The organism is Nocardia yamanashiensis (assembly GCF_021183565.1).
In the GTDB taxonomy this organism is placed as follows: Bacteria; Actinomycetota; Actinomycetes; order Mycobacteriales; family Mycobacteriaceae; genus Nocardia; species Nocardia yamanashiensis.
Genome location: NZ_CP089226.1, coordinates 6,344,869 through 6,363,799, shown reverse-complemented (window position 1 = coordinate 6,363,799; position 18,931 = coordinate 6,344,869). Strand labels below are relative to the sequence as shown.

The window sequence follows — 18,931 nt, the reverse complement described above, 5'->3', positions numbered from 1 at the left end:
CGAGGAGAACGAGACACCATGCGTATCAAGACCATTGCGGCGGCCGGACTGCTCGCCGTCGGCGTAGTCGCGGGCGGGACCGCGATCGCCCACGCCGACGTGTACGAGGGCACCTACTACAGCCGCGGCGGGTGCGAGGCCGCCGGTCAGAACTATGTGGACAGCCCGGCCACCGCCTACACCCGCTGGACCTGCCAGCGCGACGACCAGGGCAACTGGGACCTCTGGCTGGGCTGAGACAGCGGAAAGGGGCGTGGGTTCGCGAACGAACCCACGCCCCTCTCGACGCGACTCACGGCCGTTGTCAGTGGCCGCCCTGCTCCTTCAGCCGGGCGTAGGCCTCGGTCACCAGGGTCTCCGCCTTGGCGCGGTTCTCCCAGCCCTCGACCTTGACCCACTTGCCGGGCTCCAGGTCCTTGTAGCGCTCGAAGAAGTGCGCGATCTCCTTGCGCTGGAACTCCGGAATGTCCTCGACATCCTGGATGTGATCCCAGCGCTTGTCCTTGTTCGGGACCGCGACCAGCTTCTCGTCGGTGCCGGCCTCGTCGCTCATGATGAGCACGCCGACCGGACGGGCCTCGACCAGCACACCCGGGAACACGGGCTCGGGCAGCAGCACCATGCAGTCCAGCGGATCGCCGTCGCCGCCGAGGGTGTTCTCGATGTAGCCGTAGTCGGCCGGGTACATCATCGGCGTGTACAGGTAGCGGTCCAGCCGCACGCGTCCGGTTTCGTGATCGACCTCGTACTTGTTGCGCTGACCCCGGGGGATCTCGATGGTGACGTCGAACTCCACGTCATCTCCTTCTTCATGGGCGGTATGGCTGCCGACTCGCCAGCTCGTTCGGGGGAACGACTGCGCAACGAGGATAGTGTGGAGCGCGGGCGTGTGGGTTCGGCAGGGACGCCCGGGGCATTCCCCACCACAGGTATCAGGGAGACAGCGGGCAGGTGTCGGTCAAGAACAAGCAGAACATCGGTGGTCTGGAGGCCAAGCGCCGCAAGCGAACCTGGATCGTGGTGACATCCGCCCTGGTCGTCGTGGTGGTGGCGATCGCGGCGGTGGTGCTGACGGTGAAACCGTGGACGGAGGAGTTCCGGCACGGGGGTTTGACGATCGCCGCGCCGCCCTCCCCGGTGAAAGCCCTGCCGCAGGTCGCGCCCGCGCCGGTGACCGCGCCCGCGCCCAGTGCGAGCGGGCTGGCGGCCGCGCTCGCGCCCGTGGTGGGCAATCCGGACCTGGGGATCTTCGCCGCTTCGGTGTCCGACGGGGACAGTGGGCAGGTGCTCTGGACGCAGGACGCGGACAAGCCGATGATCCCGTCCTCCACCGCCAAGATCATTACGGTGGCCGCGGCGCTGCTGGCGTTGCCGGGTGACCATCGCCTCACCACCACCGTGGTGTCCGGTGCGACGCCGGGCGAGATCGTGCTGGTGGGCGGCGGCGACCCGACCATCACCGCGCAGCCGGACGGCAAGGGCTACTACCCCGGCTCGGCCAAGCTGTCGGATCTGGTGGCGCAGGTGAAAGCCGCTGGGCAGCGGGTGGATTCGATCGTGGTCGACACTTCCGCCTATGCCGGGCCGACCATGGCGCCGGGCTGGGAGGCGCCCGATATCGCGGGCGGATCCATCGCGCCGATGGAATCGGTCATGATCGACGGCGGGCGGCTGGATCCGCTGGTCGAGTACTCGCCGCGCACCGACGCGCCCGCTCTGGACGCCGGGCGCAAGCTGGCCGCCGAGCTGGGCGTGGATCCGGCCCGGGTGAAGCTGGGCACGAAGCCCGCCGGGGCCAAGCAGCTCGCGTCGGTGGAATCCGCGCCGCTGCGGGACCGGCTGCGCGATCTGATGATTCACTCCGACAATGTGCTGGCCGAGGCGGTGGGCCGGGAATTGGCCGTCGCCACCGGGCAGGAACCGTCCTTCACCGGCGCGGTCACCGCCATGAGCACGGTGCTGCGCGCCGCCGGCTTCGATCTGACCGGCATGACCATGCTCGACAACAGCGGGCTTTCCACCGACGATCGCATTCCGGCGCGCCTGCTCAACCGGGTGCTGACCGTGGCCGCGCTGCCCGACACCGCTGGCGGCCAAGGCAATTCGAGCGGCGTCACCACCTCCGCCGGCGCCGCCGACGATCCGCTCGCCACCATGCTCGACTATCTGCCCGTCGCGGGCGGCACCGGCTCGCTGGCCAGCCGTTATGTACTGCGCGATCGGGCCGGCGCGGGCTGGGTGCGGGCCAAGACCGGAACTCTTTCCGTGGCAAGCACGTTGGTCGGGTATGTGCTGGATCGCGATGGGCGGGTACTCACCTTCGCGCTGATGTCCAACGAACGGCCGCCGGAGGCGAGCCGTCCGGCACTGGACGCCGTCGCCACCGCACTGCGCAATTGTGGCTGCTCCTGACGGGTGGATGAACATGACCGGACCCGAACCGAATTCGGCCCCCGCCGAGCAGCCGGGACCCGGTGAACCGCCGCACGGCGGGCACGATGGAGGGAGTGGGCGACCGAGAGCGGACGGCGTCGGTGATGCGCCGGATTCGCGAGGATCGGGCGGGCTGCCGGGCGATATCGCGCCCGGGACCGCCGAGAACGCGCGCGGGAGCCAGGACTCCGGTGCGAGGGAGCAGGTTCTGGTGACGCAAACCGATGACGTCCGCAAGGTGCGGACCGCCCTGACCGGGTCGGTCGACTGGGCGCTGGCCGCGCGGACCGGGTCCGCCCTGGTGCCCGCCGGGCCGCGCACCACCCGATTCGCCGCGGAACAGGCGGTGACCGAGCTGGCCGCCGCCTCGGTGCGGGCCGAAGGGCCGGTGCGCGAGGTCAGCCGGCTGGTCGACGACGCGCCGGTGCCCGCCGCGCTCATCGTGGACCGGCCGGGCTGGATCCGGGCCGCGGCCGATTCCATGTCCCAGCTCACCGGCTCCGGCATCGAGGACGGCGCGGCCAAGGGCATGCTGGCCGGGAAACCGGCGGGTCTGCAGGCCGGGGCCATGCTGGCGTTCCTGTCCACCGCCATCCTCGGCCAGTACGACCCGTTCACCGGCGCGGACGGCACGCTGCTGCTGGTCGCGCCGAACATCATGTCCGTGGAACGGGCACTGGGCGTGCCGCCCAGCGACTTCCGGCTGTGGGTGTGCCTGCACGAGGTCACCCATCGCGTGCAGTTCTCCTCCGCGCCCTGGCTGGCCGGGTACATGCAGCGGAACGTGGAGATCCTCGGCGAAGCCGGTGAGGAGCCGCTCGCCGATATGCTCGCCCGCCTCGCCGAAGCCGTGCGCGATCGCCGCCGCGGGGCCGAGGATCCGGCCGCGAGCGGCGTGGTCGGCCTGCTGCGCGCCACCCAGGCCGAACCGCAGCGCGATGCCCTGGACCGCCTGCTCATGCTCGGCACCCTGCTGGAAGGCCACGCCGATCACGTCATGGACGCCGTGGGCCCCGCCGTGGTCCCCTCGGTCGCCCGCATCCGCGCCGCCTTCGACCAACGCCGCAAACGCCCCACCAACCCCCTGCAACGACTACTCCGCGCGCTGCTCGGCATGGATGCCAAAGTGGCGCAATACGTTCGCGGCAAGGCCTTCGTCGACGAGGTCGTGGACACCGTCGGCATGGAGCGCTTCAACACCATCTGGACCGACGCCGAAACCCTGCCGCGCCCCGACGAGATCGGCGAACCGCAGCGGTGGGTGCGGCGCGTTCTCGGCTGAGCGGGCAGCCGCTCGCGCGAGTGCGACGGCAGCCGCACTCGAGATGATCGCCGCGTAGCCGGTCGGTGGGCCGGTAAGGGAAGGGCGTGCCGATCACCAGTGTCACGCTGCCGTCGAGATCAGGCGGATCGAGGGGTGCGCCGGAAGATGACGCGGCAGTTCCCGCGTCGCGTCGCCGGGCCCGCGGTCGGCAAGTCCGCCCATGCGACGATCAGGGGTGTGAACGATCGTCCGCGACTGCCCGAGACGCGCGCCGTGCTGACGGTGCGGCATGCGGTGCGGGCGTGGCTGGGGCGGTATGCGCCGGAAGGCGTAGTGGCCGTTGCCTTGTCGGGTGGGGCCGATTCGCTGGCCTTGACGGCGGCGGCAGTGGCCGAGGCGGACATGGTGGACGTCTTCGTGGTCGACCACGGCTTGCAGGACGCGTCCGATGCGGTCGCGGCCGCAGCTGCGGCCGCCGCGCTGCGGCTGGGATGCCGATCGGCGCGGGTGCTTCGGGTCGAGGTCGCCGGTGACGGCGGCATCGAGGCCGCGGCCCGGCGGGCCCGATACACGGCATTGCGGGCAGCTCGGAGCGAGTTGGCCGGTACCGCCGATGTCTCGCCGGGGCGTGCGGAACGGGCGCTGAGCGGTGGCGCGGGCGGCTCGGGGCGCCGCGCCTTCCAGGGTGCGGCGGACGCACGCGATCGCCCGGAGTCCGAGGAGTCGGCTGCCGGGGCGGAACGCCCGGGCGGCCCGCCGGTGTTGCTCGGACACACGCTCGATGATCAGGCGGAAACCGTGCTGCTGGGGCTGGCGAGAGGGTCCGGCGCGCGGTCCATCCAGGGCATGGCGGAGTTCGACGCACCGTGGGGGCGGCCGTTGCTCGGGGTGCGGCGGAAGACGACTCGGCAGGTGTGCGCGGATCTCGGGCTGGAGCCTTGGGAGGACCCGCACAACAGTTCGCCGAAGTTCACCCGGGTGCGATTGCGTACCGAGGTGCTGCCACTGCTGGAGGAGGTGCTCGGCGGCGGGGTGGCCGGGGCGCTGGCGCGGACGGCGGCCCAGCTGCGGGAGGACAGCGAGGTACTGGACGCGCTCGCCGAGAAGTTGCTGGCAGAGGCGCGTGATGGCGAGACGCTGGTGATCGAGACGCTCGCCACTGCGGCTCCCGCCTTGCGCCGCCGGGTCCTGCGCGCCTGGTTGCTTTCAGGTGGCGCAAAATCATTGACGGACACCAACTTACGAATGGTCGAAGCGCTGGTCACGGACTGGCGCGGGCAGGGCGGGGTGGCCGTGGGCGGCTCGGTGACCGGGACCAGGTTGGTTGCCGGGCGTGAACATGGCAGGCTCATACTGGGCTTGCACCACATCGGACCCGATCTGGGTCGACATCATCACTGAAGGGAAACCAGCGCACGTGTACGGGGATGACATCGCGTCGGTGCTGATCAGCGAAGACCAGATCGCGGCCAAGGTCGACGAGCTCGCGGAACTGGTTGCCAAGCGTTATCCGGCCGGTGCGCCCGAGGGCGATCTGCTGCTGGTGGGCGTGCTCAAGGGCGCCATCTTCTTCATGACCGATCTGGCGAAGAAGCTGACCGTGCCGACCCAGATGGAGTTCATGGCGGTCTCCTCGTACGGCTCCTCGACCTCGTCGTCGGGCGTCGTGCGGATCATGAAGGACCTCGACAAGGACATCGCGGGCCGCAATGTGCTGATCGTCGAGGACATCATCGACTCGGGCCTGACGCTGTCGTGGCTGCTGCGCAACCTGTCCAGCCGCAATCCGGCCTCGCTGGAGGTGGTCACCCTGCTGCGCAAGCCCGATGCGCTGCGCACCCAGGTGGACGTGATGGCGGTCGGTTTCGACATCCCGAACGAGTTCGTGGTCGGCTACGGCCTGGACTACGCCGAGCGTTACCGCGACCTGCCGTACATCGGCACCCTGGACCCGAAGGTCTACGGGGGCAAGTAACTCGCACGACTCTCAGGGGCTTCGCCCCCGAACCCCCTCGGGGGATCGCCGGAAATTGCCCTAGGAGGTCTCTCGTGGGACGTCCGAACCCAAGCCGTCCGCCGTTCCGGTGGGCGGCTTTCGGTCTTATGTGACTAATTTCACTTCTGGTACGCCCGGACGGTGAGGCGGGTTGCCGGACGCCGTTGCTGAAAGTCCGCGCGAGCGGTCCCCAGGTGAGCGCGCGGATAAACCGTGGCGTATGTTACTGCTGGTCACATGTTCACATGATGGGCGTGGGGACCCGTCGCAGCGAATGGCCAGGAATTCGCCGTCCCGGTTACCGGAATGTTTCGAGTCAGCCCTATGCTGTCTGTAACAAACCTGACGGCTGTTTTCTGACTCGATTGCAAACTTTCGGGTCGGATTCGGCTGGAAATTCAAGACCGATTCTGATAGCAAGGGGCTATGGACCCGCATTTGCGCGACCTGCGGTATTTCGTCGCCGTCGCTGAGGAACTGCACTTCACCAACGCCGCCCAGCGGCTGCACATCGCTCAACCCACCCTCTCACGGCAGATTCGTCAGCTGGAGCGTCAGCTCGACGTGGTCCTGTTCGACCGCAATCAGCGCAGCGTGGCCCTGACCGTCGCGGGCAAGGAACTGCTCGAGGGGGCGCGGAAGATCCTGGAGCTCTGGGAAGTCACCAATGTCGCCTTGCAGGAGGCCGGTGAGGTGCTGCGCGTCGGCATCCAGTCCTCCATCGGGCGCGGGCTGATCACCGATCTGGAGAGCGCCAGCGGTCACCGCCTGGCCCTGCACTCCGCCTCCTGGACCGACCCGTCCTCCGGCCTGGCCGGGCGACAGGCCGACCTGGCGCTGATGTGGCTGCCCGTACCCGACACCAGCCGCTACCGCTGGCAGGTGCTGCGCACCGAGCCGCGCTGGGTGCTGCTGCCGGAGAATCACGCGCTGGCCGGCCAGGAGACCATCGATTTCGCGGATCTGGCCGATGAGCCCTTCATCGCCATGCCCGCCGAAGCCGGTGCGGCCCGCGACTTCTGGCTGGGCGCCGACGCCCGCGCCGGACGCCAGATCAAGATCGGCGCCGAGGCCGCCACCGCCGAGGAGCGGCTCGAGGCCGTCTCGCTGGGCCTGGGCGTCTGCCTGCTGGCCGAGAACAATGTCCCGATGTACCGCTGGCCCGGCCTGACCGCCCGCCCGCTCACCGGCCTCGCCCCGTGCGAGCTCGCGGTGGCCTGGCGCGCCGACGACGACCGCCCGACCATCCTGGAGTTCGCGGCCCGCGTGCTCGAAGGCGGCTTCGCCGAGACCAAGGAAGCGGTTGCCGCGCAATAGCGCGTGACCGGTACGCGCCCGTGCCGGGCGGCGGCAGGAGTCGGAGGTTGCCGCCGTCCCCGGGTGAGATTCGCGCCGAACGGGTCCGGATTCGACAGAGCCGCCCGCGAGCTGATGCTCGCGGGCGGCTCTGTTCGTCGGAGCGGTGGCGGCTCGTCGCGCCTGTGGCGGCGTGGTCGCGGTCGCTACGCGGTGGTTCGCGGCCAGGGATGGGCGGATTCGAGGCGGGCGGCCAGGCTCAGCAGGGTGGATTCGCTGCCGGGCGGACCCGCGAGCTGCGCGGCCACCGGGGTGTTGGTGCGCGGGTGGAATCCCATCGGAACGGTGATCGCGGGCCAGCCGACCAGATTCCACAGCGGCGTGAACGGCGAGAAGCGCACGTTCGCAACGACATTCGCGAACCAGGGCCGCGCATGCCAGCGGCCCGCGCGGGGCGGCGGTGTGGCGAGCGTCGGCGTGATGACCACGTCGTAGCGTTCGAAGTAATCCTGCAGCCGGGCCTCCACTCGATCCACCTGGGACGCCCGCAGCAGGCCCGACTTCAGCGCCAACCGGCCCAGTCGCGCGTGGGTGCGGGTACGGCGTTGCAGGCGTTCGGGATACGCGACCGCCTCGGCTTCCGCGGCCGCGCCCGCCAGCCAGCGCAGCGTCGCCGCGAAAGCCGCACCCTGATAGGGAAGTTCGGCGACGCCGAGGGTATGGCCGTCGGCCGAGGCGGTGGCCGCGGCCTTTTCAGCGGCGGCCAGCCACGCTCGATCGACTCGGATCAGCGGCAGCGGGGGCGCGGTGGCCAGCCCGATCCGCAATGCCGGCGGGGTACCCACATCCGCCAGATCCGGCCGGTCGGCCAGTACCGACAACACCAGCGCCGCATCCGCGACAGTCGTTGCCAGCACACCGTTTTCGGTCATGCCGTGCCACGAATCCACCCCCACCCCGGCGGGTACCAGCCCCCGACCCGGCTTGATGCCGACCAGTCCGCAGCAGGCCGCCGGAATCCGGATCGATCCCAGTCCGTCATTGCCGTGCGCGACCGGCACCATGCCCGCCGCCACCGCCGCACCCGCGCCGCCCGACGAGCCGCCCGCGCTGAAGCGCTGATTCCACGGCCCCCGGGTGATCCGATCCGGGCCATCGGTGACGCCCCACAGCCCGAACTCGGGCATGGTCGTCAACCCCACCACCACCGCGCCCGCCGCCCGCAGCCGCCGCACCACCGCGTGATCGCCCTCGGCCCGCCGATCCGCGACCGCCAGCGATCCGCCCCGCGTGACCTCCCCGGCCACGTCAACATTGTTCTTCACCGCGATCGGCACCCCGGCCAGCGGCAGCACATCCAGATCGGGCCGTTCGGCCACCGCCCGCGCCTCGGCCCGCGCCGCGTCCACCCGAACCACGCTGAACGCGTTCAGCTTCCGATCCCGCCCCCGGATCCGCTCCAGCGTCGCGGCCACCACTTCCTCGGGCGTGACCACCCCGTTCTGCACCGCCGCCGCGATCTCCGCCGCCGTGTCCGCGCGCTCCGGTTCCGGATCGCTGACCGCCGCGTCACCCTGCCCCGAATCGGTGACTGCCGCATCGCCCCGTGCTGGATCGCTGTTCGCCGCGTCGCCCCGTGCCGGATCGCTGATCGTCGCGTCGCCTCGTGTTGGATCGCCGATCGCCGCGTCGCCCCGCTCCGGATCGGTGGTTGCGGCAGCCCCGGTTTCCGGCGGCCCGGCCGTCGCGTCAGCGGTAGCGCCGGAGCCGTTCTCACCGATATCAGAAGATGTCCGTCCGGGAGATCCGGGACCGCCCCCCGCCGCGATTCCGCCTGCCAGCGTGGTGCCCTCGTCGTACATGCTGGTGTTCCCCCGTCGCTTCGTGTTCGAAATCGGGTGATCCGCTGTTGAGCCGCAAGTTATCATCCAGGCTATTGCTCGGGGATGATGGTGTCGGGTGTGGCGGAATTTCTCTGTCGCATCCGCGGATCGAAAGTGCGGATTCGAAACGGTTTCCGCGCCGAGCCAGCGGGGTGCGGACATGACATCTGGTTCCGAGCACCGTTCCGGCCGCTACCCGGCCGGGACGGAGTTCACGGTGGTCGCCGAGTTCGCCGCCGCCTGGGATACGGGCGCGGCCCCGCCCCGGATCGCCGACTTCCTGCCCGATGCGCGCACCTTGCGGCGCAGCGCGCTGCTGGAGTTGATCCGCGTCGATATGCGGCATCGCTGGCTGCGGCCCGCGGGGGAGCGGCCGCGGGTGCCGAAACGGCTCAGCGACTACTGCGCGGAGTTTCCCGAACTCGCCTCTCGGGATCTGCCGGCCGGGCTGGTGTACGAGGAGTTCGTGATCCGCCGGCACAGCGGCGAACGCGTCGATCCGCGCGATTACCTGCTGGAATACCCGTATCAGGCCACCGAGCTGCGGGAGCTGCTGAACGCGGACGACGAGGATCAGAGCACCCGCCGGGCCGCGCTCGACGAATCGACGCGGGGCGGCACCACGCTCCACGAAGCGCCCGGCGACACCACCTTCGCGGCGCCCGGTTCGTTCGGGCTCGATACCTCGGTCCGCTCGGTACCAGGGGAGGAGAGCACCCGGGTGCCGACCTCCGGTGAGCTCACCCGCCTGGACGTCTCCGAACTCACCGGGGTGCACGAGGGATCGACCCGGGCCACGGGCGGCATGTCCATCCCGGGCAGTGACGATCTGCTCGACCGCATCGAAATCGGCCAGCGGATCGATGATTTCGACCTGCTGACCGGTTTGGGCAGCGGCGCTTTCGCCCGGGTGTTCCTGGCCCGGCAGCGCTCGCTGCAGCGCCTGGTCGCGGTGAAGATCTCCGCCGATCACGGCACCGAGCCCCAGACCCTGGCCCAGCTCGACCACGACTACATCGTGCGGGTCTTCGATCAGCGCCTGATGTCCGGGATGCGCACCTCGACCGGTCGCCGGCTGCGGCTGCTGTACATGCAGTTCCTGCCCGGCGGGACGTTGCTCGGGGTGCTGCGCTGGGTGCGCGCCACCCCGCCGGCCGAACGCACCGGGCAATTGCTGCTCGATGCCGTGGACGCCGCCATGGAGGAGAAGGGCGAGATCCGGCCCACCGATTCCAGTGTGCGCGCCGAGATCGCGGGGCTGAGCTGGCCGGAAACCGTTGCGTGGCTGGGGCGGCGGCTCGCCGAGGCGCTCGAATACGCCGACGGGCACGGGGTGCTGCATCGCGATGTGAAGCCCGCCAATGTGCTGCTCACCGCCGAAGCCGTGCCCAAACTCGCCGACTTCAACATCAGCTTCAGCCGCAATCTGGAGGACGCCAGCCCGGTCGCCTACTTCGGCGGGTCGCTGTCCTACATGTCGCCGGAGCAGCTGGAAGCCTGTCATCCGGGGCGCGCGGTCACCGCCGCAGATCTGGACACTCGCGCCGACATCTTCTCGCTCGGCGTGGTGCTGTGGGAATTGCTCACCGGCGCAAAGCCGTTCGACGACAGCACGGCCGGGCCGGGCGAACACGGTGACCGCACCACGCTGGAGGCGATGCTGGACCGGCGGCGCGGCGGCGTCGAAACCGCGGCGCTGGAACGCCTTCCCGCCGACTGCCCGGCCGCGCTGCGCCGGGTGCTGCTCACCTGCCTGGCCCCGGATCGCGAGCAGCGCTGGAGCAGCGGCGGGGTGCTCGCCCAGCAGCTCGAGATGTGCCTGGACGAACGCGCCCGCGATCTGGTCGATCCGCCGCCCGGCAGCTGGCGGAAACGCCTGCGGCCCTATCTGCTTCCGATCGTCACGCTGGCGGTCGCGATCCCGAACGGGCTGGCCTCGCTGTACAACATCGCGCACAATGACAGCCTGATCATCAGCCGGTTGTCGGAAGCGGCCATGCGGACCTTCACCCTCACCACCGCACTGGTCAATCTCGTGTTCTTCCCGCTGGGCGCGCTGACCATCGCGTACCTGTGCCGGTCGGTGATCGTGGTGCCGCGCGGGCTGCGCAAAGGCAAGGCGTACGACCCGGATACCTTGCGCCGCACCCGCGCCGACGTACTGCTGACGGGGGAACGCATTTCGTTCGTGGTGTTCTCGCTATGGGTGATCGCGGGGATCACCTTCCCGATCGCCTTGCGCCTGGCCACCGGGGAGCTGCCGATGCGCGGGGTGGTGCACTTCCTGGTGTCGCTGGTGGTGTGCGGCGCCATCGCGGTGGCGTATCCGTTCTTCCTGGTCACCTTCTATCTGGTGCGGTGCATCTATCCGATGTTCCTGCGGCACGGCGATATCAGCGCCGACGACGCGGCATGGCTGCGGCGGCTCGGGCGGCGCTGCACCACCTATCTGGCCGTCGCCGCCTCGGTGCCGTTGCTGGCGGTGGCGGGCGTGACCTTCCTGCCGCCCGAGGACATTCCGCGGGTGATCGTGGCGGTGCGGGTGCTCAGCGTGGGCGGGATCGCCGCCTTCGTGGCCGTGTACGTCATGTTCCGGGCGCTGGAGGCGGATCTGCGGGCGCTGGAGCGGGTGGTGGAACCGGGGCGGTCGGTACACGACGGCGGGGCCGCGACGGGTCACCGGACGTGAACGAGTATCCGGCACAGGCGGTTTCCCGGTTCACCGCCGAATGGGAATCCACGCTGCGCGGAGAACGTGACGAGCCGCCCGGGCTGCGGCGCTTCCTGCCCGACGGGCAGCTGGCGCGCTTGGCCGTGCTCACCGAACTGGTGCGGATCGACGTGCGGCAGCGCCGTCGCCGTGCCGGTATGGAGAAGCGGATCATCGACTACCGCAGCGAATTCCCGGAGGTCACCGGCAGCCCCGAATACGCGGACCTGGTGTTCGACGAGTACCTCGCGCGCAATCGGCGCCGCCCCCTCGACATCGACACCTTCGTCGTCGAATACCCGGAGGTGGCGGGCGAGATCCGGGCCCGCTCGGCCGGCCTGCCCGAGCCGCCGGTCCGCCCGGCCCTGCCCGCGGACATCGGAACCGGCCGCCGCCTCGACGATTTCGATCTGCTCACCGAACTCGGCGGCACCGACCACAGCCGCATGTTCCTGGCCCGCCAGCGTTCCATGCAACGCCTGGTCGCGGTCCGGGTGGAGGCCGGCGCCGACACCGACACCCCCACCGTCGCGCAGCTCGAGCATCAGCACATCGTCCGCGTCTACGATCAGCGCCTGATCGCCGACGGCAGCACCGGCAAACCCCTGCGCCTGCTCTACATGCAGTACCACCCGGGCGGCACGGTGGCCGGTGTTCTCGCCCAGCTCCGCGGCGCCCGCGTCGCCGAATCGGTCACGGCGGAAACGGTTTCCGGCCCCGCCGGGCATACCGGTCAGGTTGTCGCCCGGGCCGAGCGCACGGTGCTCGCCGCCCGCATGGGGCGTAATCACAACGGGCCCCGGCTGACCGGATCGGTGCTGCTCGCAGCGGTCGACGCGGCCATGGAAGCGCGCGGCGAGATCCGCTCCGCCGCCTCCTCCCGGATCCGTGCCGAGATCGCGGAACTGACCTGGCCGGAAACCGTTGCGTGGGTGGGACGTCGGCTCGCCGAAGCCCTGGAGTACGCCCAGCGCCACGGCGTGCTGCACCACGACATCCGCCCGGGAAACGTCATCTTCACGGCCGAAGGAGTCCCGAAGCTGGCCGACTTCACCGTCGGCCCGCTGTATCCCCCCGAAGACCTCGCCGAACTGGAACAACAGCGCTACCGCTCCCCGGAAGCCCTGGCCGCGCTGGACCCCCGCGCCGCCCTGGACGACGGCTACGGCGTAGTCGGCGTCGGCCCGGGCACGCCGGTCGTAGCCGCCCCCGACGCCCGCAGCGACATCTACTCCCTGGGCCTTCTGCTGTGGGAAATGCTCACCGGCGCAATGCCTTTCGACCCTCCTGCCGAAGTCGAGGCGACGCCCCCCACCGAGCATGCGACAACTGGTCCGGTTGGTCCACCGGACCGCGAGCACATGCCGACGGCGGATTCCTCCCGGCTGCCAGGCCGTGGAGATCCGTACGAGGACGGCATCGACGGTGCGGCGACGACCGGGTCGGATCCGACTGCCGACGGAGCAGGCTCGCACGCGATCGCGCCGAAGAATGGTTCATCGCTGGGGGCGCGGGGGGACTCCGAGGTTCGGAGGTTGTTGCGGCAGCGGCGGATCGGGGTGTCGGCGGCGGCGATCGCGGCGCTGCCCGCCGATACGCCCGCGACCTTGCGGCGGGTGCTGACCACGTGTCTGGAGCCGGATCCGGATCGGCGGTGGCAGAACGGGGCCGAGCTGGCGGGGCAGTTGGATCTGTGTCTGGATGCGCGGGCGCGGGATCTGGTGGATCCGCCGCCGCGGAGCGTGTGGGCGCGGTTGCGGCGGTGGCCGGTGCCGATCGCGGCGCTGTGCGTGGGGCTGCCGAATCTGCTGGCCAGCGTGTACAACATCCGGCTGAATCAGAGTTTGATCGTGGACCGGTTGCCGGCGGCCGATCAGGAGCGATTCGGGACGGTCGCGCTGGTGAACAACGGGATCGCGTTCCCGCTGGCCGCCCTGGTGCTGTTGTGGCTGGCCCGGCGGCCGCTCGCCGTCACCTATCGGCTGGCCCGGGGGCACCGGTACACGCCCGCCGAACTGGCGCGGGCGCGACGGGACACCTTGCTGATGGGGGAGCGGGCGGTGTGGGTGCCGTTCGCCATGTGGATCTTCGCGGGAGTGGCTTGGCCGCTGGGGCTTTCGCGGATGGGAGCGCACCTGTCGGCGCAGGCCTACGCGCACTTCTTCGCGGCCCAGGCGGTGTGCGCGGCCATCGCGCTGGCGTACCCGTTCTTCTTGATCGCGGTGTTCTCGGTGCGGTCGCTGTATCCGCAACTGCTGGCCCGGGGCGCGGTGGGGCCCGAGGATCGGCGGCAGCTGTGGGGGCTGGCGCGGCGCGCGAATTTCTATCTGGCGGTGGCGGCGTCGGTGCCGCTGCTCGGGGTGGCGAGTGCGACCTTCGTATCCCGGGCCGACCTGGAATTGGTGATCGTGACGGTGCGCTGGCTCAGCGTCGGCGGCATTCTCGCCTTCGTGATCAGTTTCCTGCTCTTCCAGCGACTGGAAGCCGATCTGAATGCCTTGGTGCGGGCGATTCCGCGACCGGTCCGGCAGGCGTGACGGGACGCGGGGCGCGCCCACAGGGTTTTTCGCGGCGGTTCCGTAGGGTGGACGGGTGACCCGGGGCAGTGTCGAGACCTCCTTGGCGGAGTTGGCGGCGCGGATTCGCGCGCGTGCCGACGGACGGGCCGGACGGTTCGTGCTGGGGATCGCGGGACCGCCCGGGGCGGGGAAATCCACGCTGGCGCGCGGGGTCCGGGACGAATTGAATATCGCGGCGGGCAGCGGGTTCGCGGAAGTCGCGCCGATGGACGGATTCCACTTCACCAATGCGCGATTGACGGCGGAGGGGAAGCTGGCGCGCAAAGGCGAGCCGGACACCTTCGACGTGGCGGGGTATGTGGCGCTGCTGCGGACGCTGCGGAACAGCCCGCTGGGGGAGCCGGTGGCGTGGCCGACCTATTCGCGGGAATTGCACGAACCCGTGCCCGGGGGAGTGGTTTTCGATTGGCAGCGGGTCGTGGTGACCGAGGGAAACTATCTGCTGCTGGATGATCAGGGGACGCCCGGATGGTCGGCGGTGCGGCGACTGCTGGACGAGTCCTGGTATCTGGATGTGCCGCGGCCGATCATCGAAAGGCGGTTGGTGCGCAGGCATATTCGGGGCGGGCGGACGCCGGAATCGGCGAAGGACAAAGTGGCGCACAGTGATCTGGTCAATGCGCGACTGGTGGAGACGACGCGGTTCACGGCGGATCTGGTGTTGCGGAAGTACGGACGGGGTTATCGATTCGGGTGAAATGCCCGGTGCCGCATCCATTCCCGGGTGCCGGTGAAACGGCAGGACTCGGTGGCCACTTCGGCGGCGTGCGCCAGAGCGGTGGGGAAGGGTTCGCCTTGGGCGTGGAAATGGCAGAACGCGCCGTGCAGGATATCGCCCGCGCCCAGGGTGTCGACGGCCGCCGCGACCGGGACCGGGACCTGGCCGCGTTCGCCGTACAGCGAATACGCGATGGGTTGCGGACCGTCCGTGATCGCCACCAGGCCGGGTCCCGCCGAGTGCAGGAACTCGATCACCGCATCGGCCGAATGCCGTTGCAGCCCGGGCGGAACGAAGGCGGTCGAGCAGATGGCGATATCGATCAGCGGCAGCAGTTCGGCGTGCACGGGCCGCCAGCGCCCGGCATCCAGCACCACGGGTACACCCGCTGTCTGAGCGGCCTCGGCCAACCGCAGCGCGGGCTCCGCGTAATGACCGTCGATCAGCACGACCGCAGCCCCGGCGAGCAGTTCGGCCGTCCCCGGATCGAACGGCGGATCGATGCGGGAACCGTCCAGCGACACGATGGTCCGGGTAGCCGCCTCGGTGGCGACGACGATCGAGGACACCGGCGGCTGCGCCGAGCTGCCGGGCGTGAGGTCCGCGACCCGCACCCCGTGCTGCTCCAGATCGCCCCGGATCAATTCGGCCAGCGCGTGCCCGCCCAGCGCGGTGACCAGCGCCGCCTGCCGGTTCGACAGGAAGGCGTAGGTCACCGCGGCATTGGCGGCCGGACCGCCCGCGCCCAGAAACAGCTCATCGGCCTGGGTCTTGCTGTCCTCCAGGGGATACCGGCCCACCGCGTAGGCCAGATCCAGCGTGGACAGGCCGACGAAGACCGCACCGGTATCCATGGCGGACGACGATACCGGTCCGACCGGTCGCCTATCGGGGACTAGTCGCGGCGCACCCGGTTCTCGTACGCCTTACGGGCATCGGAATCCACATCGTCGAGGAAGGCGTTCTGCGCGCCCAGCGCCCGGCCGATGGCATCGCCGACGGCCTCGGGTAGCAGTCCGACCACCTGGGCGATGATGCCCGCGACCGCGGTCACCCGCACCTTCGACTTGGGCTCGACGATCAGCTTGGCGATGGCGTCCGCGATCTCTTCCGGCTCGGCCGGGCGCAGCAGCTTCGGGGCCGTGACACCCGATCCCAGTTCGGTGTTGGTGAGCGTGGGCAGCACCGAGGAGAACCGCAGACCGGTGCCGCGGTACTCCTCGCGCAGCGTGTCGGTGAAGCCGAGCACCGCGTGCTTGGAGGCGTTGTAGGTGGCCAGACCCGGAATGTGGGTCTCGCCCGCCAGCGACGCGATATTGATGACGTGCCCGCGCCCACGCGGCAGCATGCGCGCCAGCGCCAGCTTGGAACCCAGGATGACGCCGTACACATTGATGTCGAGAATGCGGCGGGTGACCTGATCGGGCTCGTCCACCAGGCGGCCGGTGGGCATGATCCCGGCATTGTTGATCAATACGTCGATCGGGCCGAGCCGCTGCTCGACCTCGTCCAGGAAGGCCGTGAAGGACTGCTGGTCGGTGACGTCCAGCTTGCCGTAGACCTCGAAACCCTTTGCCACACCGGACTCTTTGACCGTGGTCTCGTCGATGTCGCCGATGGCGATGCGCGCGCCCAGCGCCTGCAGCGTCGTCGCGGTGGCCAGGCCGATACCGCGCGCGCCACCCGTGATGACGACCACCTTGCCGGCGATCGAACCGAAGTCGGTCATGTCACTTCCCCCGAACCGTGTTGAAGACATCCTGAATCGACAGCCGCCGCATGCCCCGCGTACCCGCCGCGCGCATGGCGGCCAGGGCGAAGCCCAGCTTGGTGGTGTTGTACGGGAACCAGAGCAGTTCCTTGGTCTGCGTGGGCAGCAGCGGTTTGGTGATGGCCTGCTGCTTGCAGTACTTGCGCACCCCGTTCGGGCCGCCCCAGCGCGCACCGACGCCGGACAGGCCCCAGCCGCCCATGGGCAGCGCGAAGCTGAACATATTGGAGAACACGTCGTTGATGTTCACCGCGCCCGCGTTCAATTGCCGCGCAAGGCGTTCCGCGCGATCCTTGTCGCCGCTCCACACCGAGGCGGACAGGCCGTAGATCGAATCATTGGCCAGACGAACGGCTTCGGACTCGTCGGCCACCTTCATGACCGGCAGCGTCGGGCCGAAGGTCTCCTCGGTCATACAGGTCATGGAGTGATCCACGTCGGCCAGCACGGTCGGCTCGAACAGCGTTCCGACACCGGTGCGCTTACCGCCGGTGAGCACCCGCGCGCCCGCCTTCACCGCATCGTCCACGTGCCGGGTGACGATATCGGCCTGGTTCTCGTTGGCCAGCGCGCCCATGTCGTACTCGGGGACGCGGCCGTCCACGCCCTGGCGGACCTCCTTGACCGCGGCGGTCAGCTTGCGCAGGAACTCTTCGTAGACAGGCGCTTCCACGTACACGCGCTCCACCGAGATGCACACCTGGCCGGAGTTGAACAGCCCGCCGAAGGCGATGCCGTGCGCGGCGCGGTCCAGGTCGGCGTCGGCCAGGACGATGGCCGGATCCTTGCCGCCGAGCTCCAGGCTGTACGGGATCATCCGCTCCACGCAGGCGGCGGCGATCTTGCGACCGGTCGGCGTGGAACCGGTGAACTGCACGTAGTCGGCATTGGCGACCACGGCCGCACCGGTCGCGCCCGCACCCGTGACCACTTCCAGCACCGGCGGCGCGCCGATCTCCCGCCAGCCGCGCGCCAGCTCCAGCGCCGAAAGCGGGGTCACCTCGGAGGGTTTCAGGATGACGGCCGCGCCGGCGGCCAGCGCCGGAATCACATCGATGACCGGCATCGCCAGCGGGAAGTTCCACGGTGTGATCACCCCGACCACCGGGTACGGGCGGAACACCGTGGTCAGCGTCTTCACCCGGGCCAGCGGGCTGTGCGGCGAAGGATGTTCGTCGGCAAGGAATTTCGCCGCGCGCCGGGCGTAGTACCCGGTGAGGTCGATGGAGAACGCCGGATCGATGAGCGCGTCGATCCGCGCCTTCCCCGTCTCCGACTGCAAGACATCGGCGAGCCGATCCGTGTTGTCCACGAACCAGTCCTGCAACTTGAGCAGCCACTCCTTGCGCCCGTCCGGCCCGATGGCCTCCCACTCCCGCTGATGCACCCGCAGCTCACGCACCTTCGCGGCCACGGTCTCGGCCGAATCGATCGGCACCGTCCCGACCACCTCGCCCGTCGCGGGATTACGCACCTCGATCTCCGCAGGAACCGCAGGCGTTGCCGCGGAAGCGGATTCGGCCTCGGGAGATTGCACGAGTTCAGTCACGTTCGCCTTCACAGATTCGGTCGCAGCGGTCTGCGCGAGTTCGGTCGGTTCGGTCGGCGCGGATGCGGCCGTAGGGGTTTGTGCGAGTTCGGTTTCCGCGGCATCCCCGGTTTCGGCTGCGGGGGTCCGTGCGCGTCCGGTTTCGGCGGTTTTCGCGGTTTCGGCGGCCGGGGTTTGCGCGAGTTCGGTTGTGGCGGTCTTCGCGGATTCGGCCACGTCGGTCTGGGCCAGTTCGGTTGTTTCGGTCGGGGCGGTTTCGGCTGCGGTTGCTTCTGCGGATTCGGCCGCAGGGGTCCGTGCGTGTCCGGTTGCGGCGGCCTTCACGGGTGCGGTCGCCGGGATCCGGGCCGAATCGGGCGGTGTTACCTGCGTGGGCGCGTTCGCGGTGGTGGGCGAGGCGGCTTTCGCGGGCGTGGCCTTTGCGGGCGCGGCTTTCGCGGTCTTGGCCGGGGCGGCCTTCGCGGTCTTCGTGGCCTTGGCCGGGGCGGCCTTCGCCGGCGCTGCCTTGGCGGACTTGGTGGTCGCTGCCTTGGCTTTCGCGGGCGCCGCCCCCGCGGGCTTCGCGGATGGGGCGGTGCCGTTCTTCGCCGACGCCGCGGTGCCGTTCTTCGCGGACGCCGCGCCGGTGGCCTTGACCGGTGTGGGTTCGGCGGATCGGGCGGCCGGGGCGTTGGCGCTGGCGGCCCGCGGAGCGTCGGCGGTCTCGGCCTTCGCTTTGCTCGCGGCCGGTTT

The 18,931-nt window shown here is 70.0% G+C and carries 14 protein-coding genes; 9 read left to right on the top strand and 5 right to left on the bottom strand.

Going from position 1 to position 18,931, the window contains the following annotated elements; all coding sequences use genetic code 11:
- Positions 1 to 18: 18 nt before the first annotated feature.
- Complete coding sequence (locus tag LTV02_RS29415) at positions 19 to 237, top strand: hypothetical protein (protein WP_067718674.1); 219 nt, start codon at positions 19 to 21, stop codon at positions 235 to 237.
- Between the two features lie 67 nt (positions 238 to 304).
- Here the strand turns inward: LTV02_RS29415 and ppa are convergent, their stop codons facing one another.
- The gene (gene ppa / locus LTV02_RS29410) at positions 305 to 796 is read right to left on the bottom strand and encodes an inorganic diphosphatase (RefSeq protein WP_067718678.1); all 492 of its coding nucleotides are present in this window, start codon (positions 794 to 796) and stop codon (positions 305 to 307) included.
- A gap of 155 nt (positions 797 to 951) precedes the next feature.
- Between ppa and dacB the strand changes: the two genes are divergently transcribed.
- The 5 genes from dacB (at position 952) to LTV02_RS29385 (ending at position 7,010) form a co-directional block, all read left to right on the top strand.
- Positions 952 to 2,412, top strand: coding sequence for a D-alanyl-D-alanine carboxypeptidase/D-alanyl-D-alanine endopeptidase (dacB, locus tag LTV02_RS29405; RefSeq protein ID WP_233035061.1), 1,461 nt, complete (start codon positions 952 to 954; stop codon positions 2,410 to 2,412).
- A 232-nt stretch (positions 2,413 to 2,644) separates the two neighbouring features.
- Entirely contained in the window at positions 2,645 to 3,715 is a 1,071-nt protein-coding gene (locus LTV02_RS29400; protein WP_233035060.1) for a zinc-dependent metalloprotease, read from the top strand.
- Between the two features lie 219 nt (positions 3,716 to 3,934).
- Positions 3,935 to 5,098 (top strand): tRNA lysidine(34) synthetase, encoded by a 1,164-nt coding sequence (locus LTV02_RS29395; RefSeq protein ID WP_408639271.1) that lies wholly within the window; start codon positions 3,935 to 3,937, stop codon positions 5,096 to 5,098.
- A 16-nt stretch (positions 5,099 to 5,114) separates the two neighbouring features.
- Positions 5,115 to 5,672: a hypoxanthine phosphoribosyltransferase gene (hpt, locus tag LTV02_RS29390; protein WP_067718685.1), complete on the top strand. Its 558-nt coding sequence runs from the start codon at positions 5,115 to 5,117 to the stop codon at positions 5,670 to 5,672.
- Positions 5,673 to 6,119: 447 nt separating this feature from the next.
- Positions 6,120 to 7,010, top strand: coding sequence for a LysR family transcriptional regulator (locus tag LTV02_RS29385; RefSeq protein WP_233035059.1), 891 nt, complete (start codon positions 6,120 to 6,122; stop codon positions 7,008 to 7,010).
- 185 nt (positions 7,011 to 7,195) lie between these two features.
- Here LTV02_RS29385 and LTV02_RS29380 read toward each other — a convergent pair whose 3' ends face one another.
- Positions 7,196 to 8,851: an amidase gene (locus LTV02_RS29380; RefSeq protein WP_233035058.1), complete on the bottom strand. Its 1,656-nt coding sequence runs from the start codon at positions 8,849 to 8,851 to the stop codon at positions 7,196 to 7,198.
- 181 nt (positions 8,852 to 9,032) lie between these two features.
- Here LTV02_RS29380 and LTV02_RS29375 point away from each other — a divergent pair, with 181 nt between their 5' ends.
- From LTV02_RS29375 to LTV02_RS29365, 3 genes are read left to right on the top strand one after another with little or no spacing between them, the layout of a single operon-like run.
- Complete coding sequence (locus LTV02_RS29375; RefSeq protein WP_233035057.1) at positions 9,033 to 11,561, top strand: serine/threonine-protein kinase; 2,529 nt, start codon at positions 9,033 to 9,035, stop codon at positions 11,559 to 11,561.
- Positions 11,558 to 14,119, top strand: coding sequence for a protein kinase domain-containing protein (locus tag LTV02_RS29370; protein WP_233035056.1), 2,562 nt, complete (start codon positions 11,558 to 11,560; stop codon positions 14,117 to 14,119). Before LTV02_RS29375 ends, LTV02_RS29370 begins: the two co-directional genes overlap by 4 nt.
- Positions 14,120 to 14,174: 55 nt before the next feature.
- The gene (locus LTV02_RS29365; protein WP_233035055.1) at positions 14,175 to 14,858 is read left to right on the top strand and encodes a nucleoside/nucleotide kinase family protein; all 684 of its coding nucleotides are present in this window, start codon (positions 14,175 to 14,177) and stop codon (positions 14,856 to 14,858) included.
- Here the strand turns inward: LTV02_RS29365 and LTV02_RS29360 are convergent.
- The 3 genes from LTV02_RS29360 to LTV02_RS29350 are packed head-to-tail and all read right to left on the bottom strand — an operon-like array spanning position 14,843 to position 18,187.
- Positions 14,843 to 15,733, bottom strand: a complete 891-nt coding sequence (locus tag LTV02_RS29360; protein ID WP_233035054.1) for a PfkB family carbohydrate kinase — start codon at positions 15,731 to 15,733, stop codon at positions 14,843 to 14,845. The two genes, LTV02_RS29365 and LTV02_RS29360, sit on opposite strands and share 16 nt — an antisense overlap.
- A 41-nt stretch (positions 15,734 to 15,774) precedes the next feature.
- Positions 15,775 to 16,608 (bottom strand): SDR family oxidoreductase, encoded by an 834-nt coding sequence (locus LTV02_RS29355; RefSeq protein WP_067718700.1) that lies wholly within the window; start codon positions 16,606 to 16,608, stop codon positions 15,775 to 15,777.
- A 1-nt stretch (position 16,609) separates the two neighbouring features.
- Positions 16,610 to 18,187: an aldehyde dehydrogenase family protein gene (locus LTV02_RS29350; protein WP_332909603.1), complete on the bottom strand. Its 1,578-nt coding sequence runs from the start codon at positions 18,185 to 18,187 to the stop codon at positions 16,610 to 16,612.
- Positions 18,188 to 18,931: the final 744 nt, after the last annotated feature.

Coding starts and splice junctions, on each gene's coding strand:
- LTV02_RS29355 (WP_067718700.1), bottom strand. CDS start 16,608: ATGACCGACTTCGGTTCGATCGCCGGCAAGGTGGTCGTCATCACGGGT.
- LTV02_RS29375 (WP_233035057.1), top strand. CDS start 9,033: ATGACATCTGGTTCCGAGCACCGTTCCGGCCGCTACCCGGCCGGGACG.
- LTV02_RS29360 (WP_233035054.1), bottom strand. CDS start 15,733: ATGGATACCGGTGCGGTCTTCGTCGGCCTGTCCACGCTGGATCTGGCC.
- LTV02_RS29380 (WP_233035058.1), bottom strand. CDS start 8,851: ATGTACGACGAGGGCACCACGCTGGCAGGCGGAATCGCGGCGGGGGGC.
- LTV02_RS29415 (WP_067718674.1), top strand. CDS start 19: ATGCGTATCAAGACCATTGCGGCGGCCGGACTGCTCGCCGTCGGCGTA.
- LTV02_RS29385 (WP_233035059.1), top strand. CDS start 6,120: ATGGACCCGCATTTGCGCGACCTGCGGTATTTCGTCGCCGTCGCTGAG.